Source organism: Rhizobium mongolense USDA 1844 (genome assembly GCF_000419765.1).
Lineage (GTDB): Bacteria > Pseudomonadota > Alphaproteobacteria > Rhizobiales > Rhizobiaceae > Rhizobium > Rhizobium mongolense.
This window is the reverse complement of the sequence record NZ_ATTQ01000016.1, coordinates 1-15,175: the sequence shown is the minus strand read 5'-3', so window position 1 is coordinate 15,175 and position 15,175 is coordinate 1. Positions and strand designations below refer to the sequence as shown.

The following is a 15,175-nucleotide window of genomic DNA, read 5'->3' as shown; positions in this document are numbered from 1 at the left end:
AAAGGGCGTTGCCGAATGTCACGCGTCTAATCCCTCCGCCGGTGTTAACCGGATCAGGTTCCGCGGGTTGGCTCGATGCCTCTCAGCCGGTATCCTTGCGGACATCCAGGCACCCCGTTAGAGCGTCGGCAGATGTATCGCCATGAAGGCTTTATGACAAGGGCGAAGCGCGCTGACCGTAGCCCCTTTCCCTTGGCCCCTGCTTTGCGCTATGGGCAATGCCATGAGCCAATCCACTTTCACGATCCTGCTCGGCGGCGAACTCAGCTTGACCGAGCGCCTGCGTTCTGCCGTTTCTGGCAGCCGCTTCATCGCCGCCGACGGCGGTATGCGGCATGCAGCAGCGCTTGGTGTGGTGCCGGAGCTTTGGGTCGGGGATTTCGACTCGACGCCGCCGGATCTTAAGGGCGCATTTCCGCATGTCCCGAAACAGCCCTACCCGGCTGCCAAGGCCGCAACGGATGGTGAAATCGCCGTGTCGGAGGCGATTGCGCGCGGCGCACGGCGACTTGTCCTTGCCGGTGCGCTCAGTGGCGAGCGCTCGGACCACGCGCTGCAGCTGCTGCTTTACGCCGTCAGCCTTGCCGAACAGGGTTTCGACATTCTGTTGACCTCCGGAACGGAGGAGGCCGTGCCGCTTCTCGCTGGCAAAATTACGCTCGATTTGCCGAGGAACAGTCTGTTTTCGGTATCCGGCTTCAGCGAATTGCATGGTCTTTTCATCGAGAATGCCCGCTATCCGCTCATCGATTTTCATTTGCCCTTCGGCTCCTCACGTACCATTTCCAACGTCGCGGAAGGCAAGGTTCGTTTTACGCTCGGCAGCGGCCGGGCGATCGTCCTTGCCCGCCCTTATGATTTTTCCGGAGTCTGATTTTTGGCCCCTCCTATCCTGAAACTCGACGGTATCTTCCTAAGCTTCGGTGGAACGCCACTCTTGGCCGGCGCGAACCTGCAGGTCGAGCCGGGCGATAAGATCTGTCTGGTCGGCCGTAACGGGTCGGGCAAATCGACTCTTTTGAAGATTGCGGCCGGGATCGTTGAAGCGCAATCAGGCGAGGTTTTCCGCCATCCGTCCTCGACGGCGCGCTATTTGGAGCAGGCTCCGGATTTTGCCGCTTTCAAGACGGTGCAGGCTTATGCGGAATCCGGTCTTGGGCCGGGCGATGACCCTTATCGCGTGACCTACCTCCTCTCGCATCTCGGCCTGACTGGCGAAGAGGACCCGAAAAACCTCTCCGGCGGCGAAGCCCGACGCGCCGCGCTTGCCCGCGTGATGGCGCCCGAACCGGATATTCTCCTGCTTGATGAGCCGACGAACCATCTCGACCTTCCGACCATTGAATGGCTGGAAGGCGAACTCCAGAAGAGCCGCAGGGCGCTGGTCCTGATTTCCCACGACCGCCGTTTCCTCGAAAAGGTCTCGACGGCGACCGTCTGGCTCGACCGGGGTATGTCGCGGCGGCTCGACCGTGGCTTTGCCCATTTCGAAGCCTGGCGCGATCAGGTGCTCGAGGCGGAAGAACTGGAGCAGCACAAGCTCGGCAAGGCGATCGAACGCGAGGAGCACTGGCTGCGCTATGGCGTAACCGCTCGGCGCAAGCGCAATATGCGCCGCCTCGGCGAGTTGCAGACCATGCGCTCGCAGCATCGTGGCCACAAGGGGCCGCAAGGGACCGTGCAGGCTGCGGTCTCCGATGCGCAGGAATCCGGCAAGCTGGTGATCGAAGCAGAAAAGATCACCAAGACTTTCGGTGACCGTCAAATTGTTGCGCCGTTCTCAATCCGCGTCCATCGCGGCGATTGCATCGGTCTCGTCGGACCAAACGGCGCGGGCAAGACGACGCTTCTGAAGATGCTGACGGGACAGCTTTCGCCGGACAGCGGCACGGTGAAGCTCGGGACCAATCTCGAGATCGCAACGCTCGACCAGAAGCGCGAAGATCTCAATCTGGAGGATACGCTCGCGCACTACCTGACCGACGGGCGCGGCGAGAATCTGCTGGTGAACGGGGAGCAACGGCACGTCACCGGCTACATGAAGGAGTTCCTCTTCCAGCCGGAGCAGGCGCGCACGCCGATCAAGAACCTGTCAGGCGGTGAGCGCGCGCGGCTGATGCTGGCGCGCATCCTCGCGCGCCCGACCAACCTTCTGATCCTCGATGAACCGACCAACGACCTCGATCTGGAGACGCTGGACCTGCTGCAGGAAATCGTCGCCGGCTTCCCGGGTACGGTTATCCTCGTGAGCCACGACCGCGACTTCCTCGACCGCACGGTGACCTCGACAATCGCGCCCGCCGTCCCCGACGCGCCTGATGGACGCTGGATCGAATATGCCGGCGGCTATTCCGATATGCTTGCCCAGCGCAAGGGCGCGATGGAGGAGCGGAAGAAGAACGAAAAGGCTGCGGAGAAACCGAAAGCTGAGTCGGCTGCATCCGTGGCAGATGCGTCTAAGGGCAAAGGCAAGCTCTCCTACAAGCAGAAATTCGCGCTCGAAACCCTGCCCAAGGAAATGGCCAAGGCAGAAGCTGAAATCGCCAGGCGCGAAGAAAAGATGGCCGATCCCGATCTCTTCAGCAAAGATACTGCCACCTTCAACCGGCTTGCGGCGGAGATGGAAAAGCTGCGCGACAGCCTGATGAAGATGGAAGAAGAATGGTTGGAGCTGGAAATGCTGCGCGAAGAGCTGGAGGGCTAGGTACCGTCCTGACGAGGAAAACGTCCTGCCCTTTGTCAGATTGCGCAGGTCTTGTCTGTCCTTGGTTCGAACGCGTGGTACCGCGACTGTTCAAATGACCCGTGCATGTGCGTGTGCCGTGCCAGTTCCTGCTGTCGGGGAGGCCGACTGCTCGATCTTCGCCGCCAGTGGATGCAAATGCAATGTGCGCGGATTGAAGGTTTCGACGTAGGCCTCGGACCGTCCGATATAAATCATCGTGGAATCGGATAGCGTCGTCAGCAGCGCCATCAGCGTTGACTGCCATTCAGGCTCAAGGCCTTCCAGCACTTCGTCGAAGATGATCCAGCGCGGCCTGGCCAGCAGCAAGCGGGCAAAGCCGATCGCCTTCTGCTCATCGGAGTCGAGCATCTTATCCCAGCGGGCCCGTGTATCGAGGCGCGCAATGAGGTGGCTAAGGCCGGCTTTCTGAAGCGCTGCTTCGACGTCCTCGCTCTTGTAGGTGTCTACCGGTTCCGGGAAGGACAGCGCTTCGCGCAATGTGCCGCCGGGCACATAGGCCACTTCCGGAACGAAAAGCACGCCGTCGGCGGGCGGCAGCCCTATCTTGCCGCTGCCGCAGGGCCAGAGGCCCGCAAGCGCCTGGAAGAGCAGCTTGCGGTTCACATTGTGATCGCCGTTGATCATGACCTTCTCGCCGGCTCTGATCGTGACATCCGTCTCGCGGACGGCAAAGCCGCCGCACAGATCGACCTCTTCGCCGAGCTTGGCGGCGATCATCAGATCCTTGAGGGTCAGCGTATCCGCGTTATCCTCGTAGGTGATCGCATTCTTCGGATTGATGGGTTCGTCCATGCCGTGCAGGGCATGGCGGAAATCGGTCACGCGCATCAGCGTGGCGCGCCACTCGGCGATCGCGGCGAAATTGGCAACATACCAGCGCAGGGCCGTATTCACCTGGTTGAAGGCGCCGACGGACATCATGAGTTCGCCGAAGGTCAGGCTGCCCGAGAAATAGGCAGGAGCCGCGACGATGATCGGGACGACGATGACCAGCCAGCCGTAACCCGCCGAAACCCAGGTGAGGTTGGTGCTGGCCATGGTCAGTCGCTTCAGGATGGCAAGTACCGAAGTGATGTCCTCATTGATCCGTCGGCGTTCGTTTTCCTCGCCGCGGGCCACGGTAATCGCCGGCATGTTCTCGTTGGCATGCATCAGCGAAAAGCGAAGCTCCGCTTCCTTGGAGAAGCGGTCGGCATTCAATATCACCAGCTTGCGGCCGACGATCTGGCTGAGGATCGAGGCGGATGCGGCATAGAAGATCGCGGCCCAGACCATATAGCCCGGAATGGCAAAGGCGTAGGTGCGAAAATGGAAGACGAAGCCGCTCGAAAGCTCCCAGAGAACGCCGATGAAACTGACGAGCAGGATTGTCGACTGGATGAGGCCGAGCGTGAGGCCGGTCGTGCTTTCTGCAAGATTGCGGGCGTCCTCGTGTAGCCGCTGATCCGGGTTGACCCCGATCAGGCCGGTTGAGGCGAGACGCAGCGCACGCTTGCGCTTCAGCCAGTGATCCACGAGGTCACGGGTAAGTCCCTCGCGCATATAAAGCGCGGTCATCAGGTTGAGCCACGCCTGGCCGACGTTCATGAGCAATAGCGAACCTGCAATCAACGCGAAGACCTGGAGCTGATGGAAGAATTCGCCGACGTCGCGGCGCTGCAGGGAATCGTAGAACGGCGCGTTCCAGCGGTTCAGAATGACCTGGCCATAGGCCGTCGCCAGGATCACCGCGAGCAAGATCGCGGCGAGAAGCAGGATCTTTCCGCGGACCTTGGAATCCCAGAATGCGGCGAACATCAGTTTCAGGCGGTATCCGAGGCTCAGATCGTAACCTACTCTATCCTGCCCTTGAATGCTCGGTCTGCCTTCGACGACGTCTGCCATTATGTGCTTCCATGCGGACCATGATGATGCTTGATTAACATGGTGACGCGCCCTGTCCATCAACAGATTCTACCAGTCATTAACGCGTGAGTTACCCTGGTTCAACGCGCCCCTTCAGAATTGCGATTGATTCGCGTGGGCTCCGGCGCTATTTAGTGTTCTCCGTGGTGATTTGGCCGGCCGGCTTGCAGCCACGTTAAATAAGTCGCTAAAGGGCCGCGTGCGGACCGGTAGCGATTCTTTCGCCGCCGGTTTTTTATTTGCCGGTACCTTTGTTTGGATTGAGTGACCGCAATGCCCATCAAGATCCCCGATACTCTGCCCGCTTTCGAGACCCTCGTTCATGAGGGTGTGCGGGTGATGACCGAAACGGCGGCGATCCGTCAGGATATCCGCCCTTTGCAGATCGGGCTTCTCAATCTCATGCCGAACAAGGTCAAGACGGAGTTGCAGATGGCGCGCCTTGTGGGCGCCTCGCCGCTCCAGGTGGAGCTCTCGCTGATCCGCATTGGCAACCATAGGGCCAAGAACACATCCGAAGACCACCTGCTTGCTTTCTACCAGACTTGGGAGGAGGTAAGGGATCGCAAATTCGACGGCTTCATCATTACTGGCGCACCGATCGAAACTCTGCCTTACGAGGACGTGACCTATTGGACGGAGATGAAGAAGATCCTCGATTGGACCGAGACGAACGTTCATTCGAGCATGAATGTCTGCTGGGGCGCAATGGCGGCGATCTACCATTTCCACAAGGTTCCGAAATACGAGCTGAAGGAAAAGGCGTTCGGCGTCTATCGCCATAAGAACCTCAAGCCTTCATCCGTCTACCTCAACGGCTTTTCCGATAATTTCGAAGTGCCGGTCTCGCGCTGGACCGAGGTCCGGCGCGCCGATATCGACAAATCCTCAAGCCTCGAAATCCTCATGGAATCCGATGAGATGGGCGTGTGTCTCGTGCATGAGAAAAAAGGCAAGCGGCTCTACATGTTCAATCATGTGGAATACGATTCCACATCGCTTTCCGACGAATATTTCCGCGACGTGAATGCCGGCGTGCCGATCAAGATGCCGCATAATTATTTCCCGCATAACGATCCGTCGCTTGCACCGCAGAACCGCTGGCGCAGCCATGCGCATCTGCTCTTCGGCAATTGGATCAACGAAATCTACCAGACGACGCCCTATAATCTCGACGAAATCGGTACAAAAACCTGAACCGCAGCCGCCGCTGACCTTGTTGCGGCGGCGTCTCTTTTTTGTGTTTGATGGTTGCGGTCCTTTGCAAATGGAGGCAGGTTCGCGGGCCTGAAACCAACACAGATTTGGGATGGCGAACGATGTCGGAAAAGCTCGAACGGGAAGTTTTCGGAACGACGAAAGACGGCGAAACCGTCTATCGCGTCGAGATCAAGGGCGGCGGCCTTACAGCCAAGATCATGACTTGGGGGGCAGTCATCCAGGATCTCCGGCTCGACGGCCATGATGCGCCTCTCACGCTCGGCTTCGACGACTTTGCCAACTATCCCTCCCATTCCTCCTATTTTGGTGCAACGCCCGGCCGCTGCGCCAACCGCATCGGCGGCGGCAAGTTTACCCTCGACGGCAAGGCCTATCAGCTCGAGCTCAATGAAAAGGGCGTTTCGCATCTGCACGGCGGCAGCGACAATATCGCCAAGCGCAACTGGACGATTGTCGAGCACGATGCAGACAGTGTCGTCTTGAAGATCGTCGACCCGGACGGTCGCGCAGGCTATCCAGGCACCTGCACCGTCCAGGCGACTTACCGTGTGCATGGCAATGGCGAATTCTCGGTCGTCTACGAGACGACTACCGACCAGCCGACGCTCGCCAATCTCTGCCAGCACGCCTATTTCAATCTCGACGGTCGCGAAGATGCGCTCGGCCACGATATCATGATCGCTGCCGATCATTATCTACCGACTGACGAGAAACAAATCCCAACCGGCGAGGTCCGACAGGTCGAAGGCACGGTTTTCGACTTCCGCGAAATGGCCCCGATGAAAAGGTTCGATCGCGGTGGCGAGCAGGCGCTTTACGACCACAATTTCTGCCTTTCGACCGAACGCACGGCCAAGCGGACCGTCGTACTGGCACGCAGCGTCAACTCCGGTGTGTCGCTGGAGGTTAGGACCACCGAACCGGGCATACAGTTCTATGCCGGTTTCAAGCTCAACGTTGCGGTCGCGGGCATCGGCGGCCGGAAATACGGGCCCTTCGCCGGCTTCTGCCTCGAAACGCAGGTCTGGCCGGATGCGATCAATCATGAGGGCTTTCCGAATGCGGTGCTACGCCCAGGCGAGGTACTGCGGCAGGAAACGGATTACATCTTCACGAAAAGCTGATCTTCGCGGACATTCCATCACTCATGACCCTTCGTGGCGTCACGACGGTTTTATCTTCGCGTTATAGATTCGACTTGAAAAGTGGTTCTAAATAGGTTCTATGGTTAATCCATGGATAGAACCAGTCTGATAGCGGAGCTCAACGCCCGCGGTCTGCGCGACGAAACGATGACGGGACCGCTCTACAAGCGGCTGGCACTGGCGTTGATCGGCCTCATTCAGGAAGGCCTTCTCAAGCCGGGTGCGGCCCTCCCCGGAGAGCGCGATCTCGCCGAAGCTCTGAAGCTCGGTCGCGTGACGGTGCGAACCGCCTATCGTGATCTGATGAGCTCTGGCGCATTGGAATCGCGTCACGGCAGCGGTACCTTCGTTTCCAGTAAGGTGGAGCGCATGGAGCAGCCGCTCTGGCGTCTTTCGTCTTTCTCGGCCGATATGCGCTCACGCGGCCGTTCGCCGGCGGCAAGAATATTGTCCCGCACGATCAATTCGCCATCGCCGGAAGAATCCTTCCTTCTCGGACTTGGGCAGGATGAGGCCGTTCTGCGCCTGGATCGTCTGCGCCTCGCGGATGGTCTGCCGCTGGCGATCGAGCGGGCGGTTGTGCCGGTCAAGTTCCTCGGCAACAATGCCGGCGGCGAGGGATCGCTTTATGATGCGCTGGCCGCAAACGGCCACAAGCCGGTGCGTGCTCTGCAGCGGCTGACGGCCGTGACGCTCGATCCTTCATCAGCCTCGATGCTGAATGTAAAGACCGGTGCGCCGGCGCTGTTGATCGAACGGATTTCGCGCCTGGAAGACCAGCGCGTCGTTGAATACACCCGTTCGCACTACCGCGGCGATGCCTACGATTTCGTAGCCGAACTGAAAATTGGAGATGACCTATGAGTGAGAACCAGTCGCTGATGCTGCAGGAGGCGGGCCAGTCGCCGGACGTGGTCGCGACGCTCCTTCAAAATGAGAAGCCGGTTTTCGCCGAAATCGCCAAGCTGTTTTCCTCGGTTCGCCCGAGCGTGGTGACGACGGCAGCGCGCGGCTCTTCGGACCATGCTGCAACCTTCTTCAAATATCTCTTCGAGATCACTGCCGGTATTCCCGTGGCGTCCATCGGCCCATCGATCGCTTCCGTCTATGGCGCGGCTTTGCAGTTGAAGGGCGGTGTTCACTTCACGGTTTCGCAATCCGGCGCCAGCCCAGATATCGTTGCCCTTCAGGATGCTGCCAAGCGTGGCGGCGCGACCACGATCGCCGTTGTGAACGTCACCGACAGCCCGCTTGCAAAGCAGGCAGATATCGTTCTGGACCTCAATGCGGGCGCGGAAAAGAGTGTTGCCGCGACCAAGTCCTTCATCGCCTCGGTTGCCGCGCTCGCCGGCGTGACGGCTGCCATTGGCGCTACGGCCGATCTGCAAGCCTCGTTGGAGAGGTTGCCGGAGGCTCTATCGGCGACTGCTGGTATCGATACGGCTGCCGCAGAAGACGTGCTCTTCAATGCAACCTCGCTTTATACGGCAGGCCGCGGCCCAGCTTTTGCGATCGCGCTCGAGGCCGCGCTGAAAGCCAAGGAAACGTCCGGCCTTCACGCGGAAGCCTTTTCGCTGGCAGAGCTGATGCATGGCCCGATGCGCCTCGTGCAGCCGGGTTTCCCGATCGTCGCCTTCATGCCCGATGATGCGGCCTATGCCAACAATGTTCAGGCACTCGAGCGATTACAAAAGCTCGGCGCAACGACGGTACCGTTCTCAGCGCAGCCGCTTTCCGGCGTCAATCTGCTCGTGCCGACGACGGGCAACGGCCTCCTCGATCCGCTCGTGTCGCTTCTCGTCTACTATCGGCTGATCGAGTCAGTTACGCGCCGCAAGGGTTTCGATCCAGACAAGCCGGCGAACCTGCTCAAAGTCACGGAGACGATATGATAGCCCGCAAGATTTTCACCGGTGCCCGGATCTTCGACGGCGAGAGGTTCCACGACGAAAAAGCGCTGATCGTTACCAATGGCCGGGTCGAGGCGATTGTCTCGTGCAACGGGTTGCCCGAAGGCGAGACGATCTCGCTAGCCGGCGGTGTGCTTTCGGCAGGTTTCGTCGATGCGCAGGTGAATGGCGGCGGCGGGCGTATGCTGAACGATGAGCCGTCGGCAGCTTCGATGTATATCATTGCTGACGGTCACCGCCGCTTTGGCACGTCGGCGCTGCTTCCGACGCTGATCACCGATACGGCGGACGCGACGGCGGCTGCGATCGAGGCCGCGAAGGATGCGGTTAAAACCAATCGCGGCGTAGCCGGTCTTCATCTCGAAGGCCCACATCTGGCGCCTGCCCGCAAAGGCGCGCATCTGGCCGAACTGATGCGCCCGGTCGAAGACAAGGATGTCAAAGCTTTCATCCGCGCCCGTGAGGCGATCGGTACGCTGCTCGTGACGATGGCGGCCGAACAGGTGACGGTTGCTCAAGTTCGCGAACTGAGCGAGGCTGGCATCATCATCAGCATCGGTCATTCGGATTGTTCGAGCGAAGCTGCAGAAGAACGTTTCGATGCTGGAGTACGCGGCGTCACCCATCTTTTCAACGCCATGAGCCAGATGGGCCACCGCGCACCCGGTCTGGTTGGCGCGGCAATCGACCATCCGTCGACGTGGTGCGGCATAATCGCCGACGGCCATCATGTCGATCCAAAAGTGCTGCGCACTGCACTTCGCGCCAAGCGCGGGCAAGGCAAGCTCTTCTTCGTGACGGATGCCATGTCGCTGGTGGGCTCCGAGAAGGATAGCTTCATGCTGAACGGCCGCACCGTGCGGCGTGAGAAGGGGGGCTTCTGCTCGAAGCTGGTGCTTTCGGACGGCACACTTGCCGGATCGGATGTCGATATGGCGTCGACCATCCGCTATGGCGTCACCTATCTTGATCTGACGCTTGCCGAGGCGCTGCGCATGGCAACGCTCTATCCGGCCCGGTTTCTTCGGCTCGACGGTTATGGCCATCTTTCGCCGGGAGCGCGCGCCGACCTCGTGCATTTGACGGATGCGATCGAAGTCACGGCCACTTGGATCGACGGCGAAGCGGCCTGAAGCAAAGGAAATGCCATGACGGCGGTTACGGATGCCTATTTCTCCAATCTGATCGGCCGTCTTGAGGCTTTGAAGAAAAGCCTTGCCGAACCCATGGCGAAGGCCGCAGCAGTCATCCTCGATGCGGCGCGTCATGACAAGCGCGTTTACGTCTTCGGCACGGGCCATTCGCATATGCTGGCCGAGGAGGTGCATTATCGCGCCGGCGGTCTTGCGTTCACCGTGCCGGTTCTCATCGGCTCCGCGATGCTGCATGAGGGAGCGGTCATCAGCTCGGTCTATGAACGCACGCAAGGCCTCGTTCGGCCGGTGCTGGAGCGCTACGGCATGCAGCCAGGCGACGTTATCATCATTGCTTCGAACTCGGGCGTGAATGCCGCACCAATCGAGGCTGCGGATTATGGCCGCGAGATCGGCGCCAAGGTGATCGCTGTTACCTCGGTTGCCTATTCGAGCGCGATTGCCAATGGCCGCCGCCGGCTTGCGGATATCGCCGATGTCGTGCTGGATAACGGCTTGCCGCCCGGCGATGCCGTGCTCGATCTGGCTGGAAGCGGTCTCAAGGTAGGCCCGGTGTCGACAGCTGTCGGAGCAACCGTGCTGAACGCAATCTTCGCTGAAGTTGCCTCAGCGCTTTCGAAGTCCGGCGACGCACCAGTCTATCTCAGCGCCAACATGCCGGGCGCTGCGGAAGTCAATCAGCGGCTGGTGAAAAAATACCGGCCGCGCAACCCGCATCTGTAATCAAAACAGAAAGACCGGCGTCGGGCCGGCCTTTCTGTCTGATATGTCCGAAGGATCAATCCTTGGCGCGTTCGACGTAGGAGTTGTCTTCCGTTGCGATAACGACGCGCGTGCCCGCGTTGATATGCGGCGGCACCAGGGTGCGCACGCCGTTCGAAAGCATCGCCGGCTTATAGGAGGAAGACGCCGTCTGGCCCTTGACGACCGGTTCCGTCTCGGTGATCTCGAGCGTGACGTGACGCGGCAGCTCGAGTGCCAGCGGAATGCCTTCATGGATCGACAGAATGCAGGTCATGCCTTCCTGGAGGTAGGCCTTCTGGTCGCCCATTGTTTCGTTGTCGACGACAACCTGATCGTAGGTCGCCGGGTTCATGAAGTGGAAACCTTCGCCGTCTTCATAGAGATACTGGAAGTTCACATCCTCAACGAAGGCGCGCTCGACCTGCTCGGTCGTGCGCCAGCGCTCGGAAACCTTCACGCCGTCGACGATGCGGCGCATGTCGACCTGGGTGACCGGCGTACCCTTGCCGGGGTGAAAGTTCTGCGCAGTGAGAACGACGTAGAGTTTGCCGTCGACGTCGAGAACGTTGCCCTTGCGGACCGAAGAGGCGATGACCTTGACCATAAGACTTCCTTGTAACTCGGCTTTTGGCGTCGTAGAGGGACTGTCTGGATGGTCCCCATGACGCAAATTGTTTTCGTTGGGGCGCAACTAACCTAAAATCCGGCAAAACGCCAGCCCTCGCGTTGGCCGGCCTGGTGAAGAAAGCTGAGAATGAACCTTACCGGCGCCAAAGCGTCCCCTTGGTGGACCCCCAGCGTCCACGCGGATCGCCGCCCCTTCCTGATTGGACGGAACGCGATCCAGGCGGCGCTGCGTGGCTACTTCGCGCGCGAGGATTTCATCGAGGTAGATACGGCGGCGCTGCAGGTTTCGCCCGGCAACGAGGCGCATCTGCACGCGTTTGCAACCGAGGCGCTGACGACGGACGGGCAGGCGACATCCTTCTACCTGCACACCTCGCCGGAATTTGCCTGCAAGAAGCTGCTCGCGGCCGGTGAGCAGCGCATCGCCTGCTTCGCACATGTCTATCGCAACCGCGAACGCGGCCCATTCCATCATCCCGAGTTCACGATGCTGGAATGGTATCGCGCCGGCGAAAGCTATGAAACGCTGATGATGGACTGCGTGCGGATACTCGCGCTGGCCGCCGAAACCGTGAAGACGCCGAAGCTGACCTATCGGGGCGCCGAAACCGACCCCTTCGCCGGACCTGAACGCATCAGCGTCGCAGAGGCGTTCGAGCGCTATGCGAGCATCGACCTCCTGGCGTCGGTCGTCGCCGATGGTTCGACGGATCGAGAATATCTGGCTTCCGAACTGCGCCGGAATGGCATGCGCGTTTCGGCCGACGACGGTTGGGCGGACCTCTTCAGCCGCGTTCTGGTTGAAAAGATAGAACCGCGCCTCGGTTTCGGCCGCGTGACCATTCTGGATGAATACCCGGTTTGCGAGGCGGCGCTCGCCCGTCCCTCGGCACGCGATCTGCGGGTTGCGGAGCGTTTCGAGCTCTATGCCTGCGGCGTTGAACTGGCGAACGGCTTCGGCGAACTCACCAATGTGGCAGAACAACGCCGCCGCTTTGAGCTCGAGATGGCAGAAAAAGCGCGCGTTTATGGCGAACGCTATCCGATCGACGAGGATTTCCTCGATGCGCTTTCGATCATGCCGGAGGCAAGCGGCATCGCGCTCGGCTTCGACCGGCTGGTCATGCTGGCGACAGGAGCCTCGCGCATCGACCAGGTGCTCTGGGCGCCGGTTGCGGAGTATCGATGATGAATATCGTCCGGCCGATCAAAAGCGTCAATGACCTGTCGAAAGCCGGGTTATTAGCCGATCGCGACCGGCTGGCTCTGGAAGAGGTTGCTGCACGATATGCGATCGCCCTGACGCCGGCCGTCGCCAAGCTGATCGATCGAGCCGACGTCGACGATCCGATCGCGCGTCAGTTCGTGCCGGATGCGGCCGAGCTGGTCGTAACACCTGAAGAGCGCGCCGACCCGATCGGTGATCATGCGCACAGCCCGGTTGAAGGGATTGTGCATCGCTATCCGGATCGCGTGCTGCTGAAGGCCGTGCATGTCTGTCCGGTTTATTGCCGCTTCTGCTTCCGGCGGGAGATGGTCGGTCCTCAAGGTCTCGGTACGCTCGATCCGGCGGCGATGATGGCTGCTTTCGACTATATCCGCAACCATCCGGAGATCTGGGAGGTGATCCTTACGGGCGGCGATCCGCTCGTCCTTTCGCCGCGGCGGCTTGAAGAGATGATGCGGGAGCTTGCGGCCATCGATCACGTGAAGATCGTCCGCTTCCATACACGCGTGCCTGTTGTCGATCCGCAGAGGATCGATGCGACGCTGATCGCCGCGTTGAAAGCGAGCGGCAAGACGACTTATGTCGCGCTCCATGCCAACCATCCGCGCGAAATGACGATCGAAGCCCGTGCAGCCTGTGGCCGGCTCATCGATGCCGGGATCGTCATGGTCAGTCAGTCCGTGCTCTTGAAGGGCGTCAACGACGATGCCGGCGTTCTGGCGGACCTGATGAAGACCTTCGTCGAGACGCGCATCAAGCCTTACTACTTGCATCATCCCGATCTGGCGCCCGGCACCAGCCATTTCCGGCTGACGATCGAAGAGGGTCAGAAGATCGTTTCTTCGCTGCGCGGCCGCATCTCAGGCCTTTGTCAGCCGGCCTATATCCTTGATATTCCGGGTGGCTACGGAAAGGCAGTGATTGGCGAAAATTCTGTCCGGAAGACGGCGGATGGTTGTTTTTCCGTGTTGGATTACCATGGCGCCGAGCATTCCTACCCGCCTTCCGAGTGACGTGAAGACTCCTGGCGTATCATTTCTGCACTTTCAGCCTGGACACCAATCTTGGCGCTTGAGGCAGGAGTAACGCCTAAGTGACTGTCAAGAAAAAGATAAAGGCCATCGAGGCAAGGTACTCTCTAAAATTTTAACTGCGAGTCTTCCTCATATTTAACCAGACGAGTTAGCGGAATGTTTTGTTTTCCGGCCTAAAAGAACGCTCATGATGAAGGCGATAATCGCCACTCGGGATCATGACAATCTTGGAGGTTGCTAAGGATGAACAAGACTATCCGCGAACTGCTCGCCAAATTCGGCAAGCTTCCTGTTTCGATCGATCAGCTAGCCGACGATGCCGATCTCTATGCGGCCGGTCTGACATCCTTTGCTTCCGTGCAGCTCATGCTTGGCATCGAAGAAGCCTTCGATATCGAATTCCCAGACAATCTCCTCAATCGCAAGTCCTTTGCCAGCATCTCCGCGATCGAAAAGACTGTCGATATCATCAAGGACAACCGGAAGGTCGCGTGATGAACTTTCCGGTCAAGATCACGGAACAGAGTTTTACCGTCAGAACGGCGCGCGTTGCCGAGATCGCCGCGAAATATGCCGACGCTGTCGACGCCGAAGGCCGCTTCCCAAGCGAGGCCGTCGATACGATGAAAGCCGAGCGCCTGCTCGGCATTCAAGTGCCGCGCCACCTTGGTGGCGAGGGGGCTTCGACGACCGAAGTCGCCGAACTCTGCTCCGTTCTTGGCCAGGCTTGCGCCGCAAGTGCGATGGTATTCGCCATGCACCACATCAAGCTTTCAAGCCTGGTCGAGCACGGCACCGAAAGTGAATGGCATGCAGGCTTCATGCGGCGCATCGCCGCCGAGCAGCTTTTGATCGCATCGGCGACGACCGAAGGCGGGATCGGCGGCAATCTGCGCAACAGCATCTGCGCCATCGAGGTCGGTGGCGACAGCTGTCGTCTCGAAAAGGACGCGACCGTGATCTCCTATGGTTCGCATGCCGATGCGATCCTCATAACCTCTCGCAGTCATCCGGACGCAGCACCCTCGGATCAGGTCCTGACGGCGTTTCTCAAGGATCAGTACACACTTGAGCGCACGCACATCTGGAACACGCTGGGGATGCGCGGCACCTGCTCCGACGGCTTCCTCTTCAAGGGGAAAGCGCCTGCCGTTCAGATCCTGCCGAAGCCTTTCGCAGAAATCGCCGCACAGTCGATGCTCGCTTCGTCGCATCTGCTCTGGAGCGGCGTCTGGTATGGCATTGCAGTCGACGCCGTCTCCCGCGCGCAGGCTTTCGTGCGTGCCGCCGCCCGTAAATCTCCTGGGGTTCCGCCCCCCGGTGCGCTGCGGCTCGCCGAAGTCTCCACCCTGCTGCAGATGGTGAAGTCGAACGTCGTGGCGGGTCTCAAGGCTTACGAAGATGCCAAGTCCGATCCGGACAAGCTTTCCTCGATGGGCTTTGCGGTGGCCATGAACAACG

At 59.8% G+C, this 15,175-nt stretch carries 14 protein-coding genes and 2 riboswitches; of the genes, 12 read left to right on the top strand and 2 right to left on the bottom strand.

What is annotated here, in order from left to right; genetic code table 11:
• Window positions 1–13: 13 nt before the first annotated feature.
• Window positions 14–127, bottom strand: a riboswitch (TPP riboswitch).
• Between the two features lie 96 nt (window positions 128–223).
• Both A3C3_RS0125810 and A3C3_RS0125805 read left to right on the top strand, forming a co-directional pair.
• A complete protein-coding gene (locus A3C3_RS0125810) occupies window positions 224–874 on the top strand; it encodes a thiamine diphosphokinase (RefSeq protein ID WP_022717467.1) in 651 nt (216 codons plus the stop codon).
• A gap of 3 nt (window positions 875–877) precedes the next feature.
• Window positions 878–2,704 carry an ABC-F family ATP-binding cassette domain-containing protein gene (locus A3C3_RS0125805; RefSeq protein ID WP_028739993.1) on the top strand — a complete coding sequence of 609 codons (1,827 nt, stop codon included), beginning with the start codon at window positions 878–880 and terminating at the stop codon, window positions 2,702–2,704.
• A gap of 90 nt (window positions 2,705–2,794) precedes the next feature.
• Here A3C3_RS0125805 and A3C3_RS39245 read toward each other — a convergent pair whose 3' ends face one another.
• Complete coding sequence (locus A3C3_RS39245; RefSeq protein ID WP_022717465.1) at window positions 2,795–4,630, bottom strand: ABC transporter ATP-binding protein/permease; 1,836 nt, start codon at window positions 4,628–4,630, stop codon at window positions 2,795–2,797.
• Between the two features lie 154 nt (window positions 4,631–4,784).
• Window positions 4,785–4,862, top strand: a riboswitch (SAM riboswitch).
• Window positions 4,863–4,924: 62 nt separating this feature from the next.
• Here A3C3_RS39245 and metA point away from each other — a divergent pair.
• The 6 genes from metA to A3C3_RS0125770 all read left to right on the top strand — a co-directional run bounded on the left by metA (window position 4,925) and on the right by A3C3_RS0125770 (window position 10,804).
• A complete protein-coding gene (gene metA, locus A3C3_RS0125795) occupies window positions 4,925–5,848 on the top strand; it encodes a homoserine O-acetyltransferase MetA (RefSeq protein WP_022717464.1) in 924 nt (307 codons plus the stop codon).
• 122 nt (window positions 5,849–5,970) lie between these two features.
• Window positions 5,971–6,996: an aldose epimerase family protein gene (locus A3C3_RS0125790; RefSeq protein WP_022717463.1), complete on the top strand. Its 1,026-nt coding sequence runs from the start codon at window positions 5,971–5,973 to the stop codon at window positions 6,994–6,996.
• Window positions 6,997–7,107: 111 nt separating this feature from the next.
• The gene (locus A3C3_RS0125785; RefSeq protein WP_022717462.1) at window positions 7,108–7,881 is read left to right on the top strand and encodes a GntR family transcriptional regulator; all 774 of its coding nucleotides are present in this window, start codon (window positions 7,108–7,110) and stop codon (window positions 7,879–7,881) included.
• On the top strand, window positions 7,878–8,909 hold the full coding sequence (locus tag A3C3_RS0125780; protein WP_022717461.1) for an SIS domain-containing protein: 1,032 nt from the start codon (window positions 7,878–7,880) through the stop codon (window positions 8,907–8,909). Before A3C3_RS0125785 ends, A3C3_RS0125780 begins: the two co-directional genes overlap by 4 nt.
• On the top strand, window positions 8,909–10,060 hold the full coding sequence (gene nagA / locus A3C3_RS0125775) for an N-acetylglucosamine-6-phosphate deacetylase (protein WP_028739992.1): 1,152 nt from the start codon (window positions 8,909–8,911) through the stop codon (window positions 10,058–10,060). The genes A3C3_RS0125780 and nagA overlap by 1 nt, the downstream gene beginning before the upstream one ends.
• Before the next feature lie 15 nt (window positions 10,061–10,075).
• Window positions 10,076–10,804, top strand: a complete 729-nt coding sequence (locus tag A3C3_RS0125770) for an SIS domain-containing protein (protein WP_022717459.1) — start codon at window positions 10,076–10,078, stop codon at window positions 10,802–10,804.
• Window positions 10,805–10,859: 55 nt separating this feature from the next.
• On the opposite strand, the gene efp is transcribed toward A3C3_RS0125770, so the two are convergent.
• The gene (gene efp, locus A3C3_RS0125765; RefSeq protein WP_022717458.1) at window positions 10,860–11,429 is read right to left on the bottom strand and encodes an elongation factor P; all 570 of its coding nucleotides are present in this window, start codon (window positions 11,427–11,429) and stop codon (window positions 10,860–10,862) included.
• A gap of 150 nt (window positions 11,430–11,579) precedes the next feature.
• On the opposite strand from efp, the gene epmA reads away from it, so the two are divergent.
• The 4 genes from epmA to A3C3_RS0125745 all read left to right on the top strand — a co-directional run.
• Entirely contained in the window at window positions 11,580–12,641 is a 1,062-nt protein-coding gene (gene epmA / locus A3C3_RS0125760) for an EF-P lysine aminoacylase EpmA (RefSeq protein WP_022717457.1), read from the top strand.
• Window positions 12,641–13,693: a lysine-2,3-aminomutase-like protein gene (locus A3C3_RS0125755; protein ID WP_028739991.1), complete on the top strand. Its 1,053-nt coding sequence runs from the start codon at window positions 12,641–12,643 to the stop codon at window positions 13,691–13,693. The genes epmA and A3C3_RS0125755 overlap by 1 nt, the downstream gene beginning before the upstream one ends.
• Before the next feature lie 264 nt (window positions 13,694–13,957).
• Window positions 13,958–14,209 carry an acyl carrier protein gene (locus tag A3C3_RS0125750; protein ID WP_022717455.1) on the top strand — a complete coding sequence of 84 codons (252 nt, stop codon included), beginning with the start codon at window positions 13,958–13,960 and terminating at the stop codon, window positions 14,207–14,209.
• Window positions 14,209–15,175 (top strand): acyl-CoA dehydrogenase family protein (locus tag A3C3_RS0125745; RefSeq protein ID WP_022717454.1); only part of this gene is annotated, 967 nt, incomplete at its 3' end. The genes A3C3_RS0125750 and A3C3_RS0125745, both read left to right, overlap by 1 nt.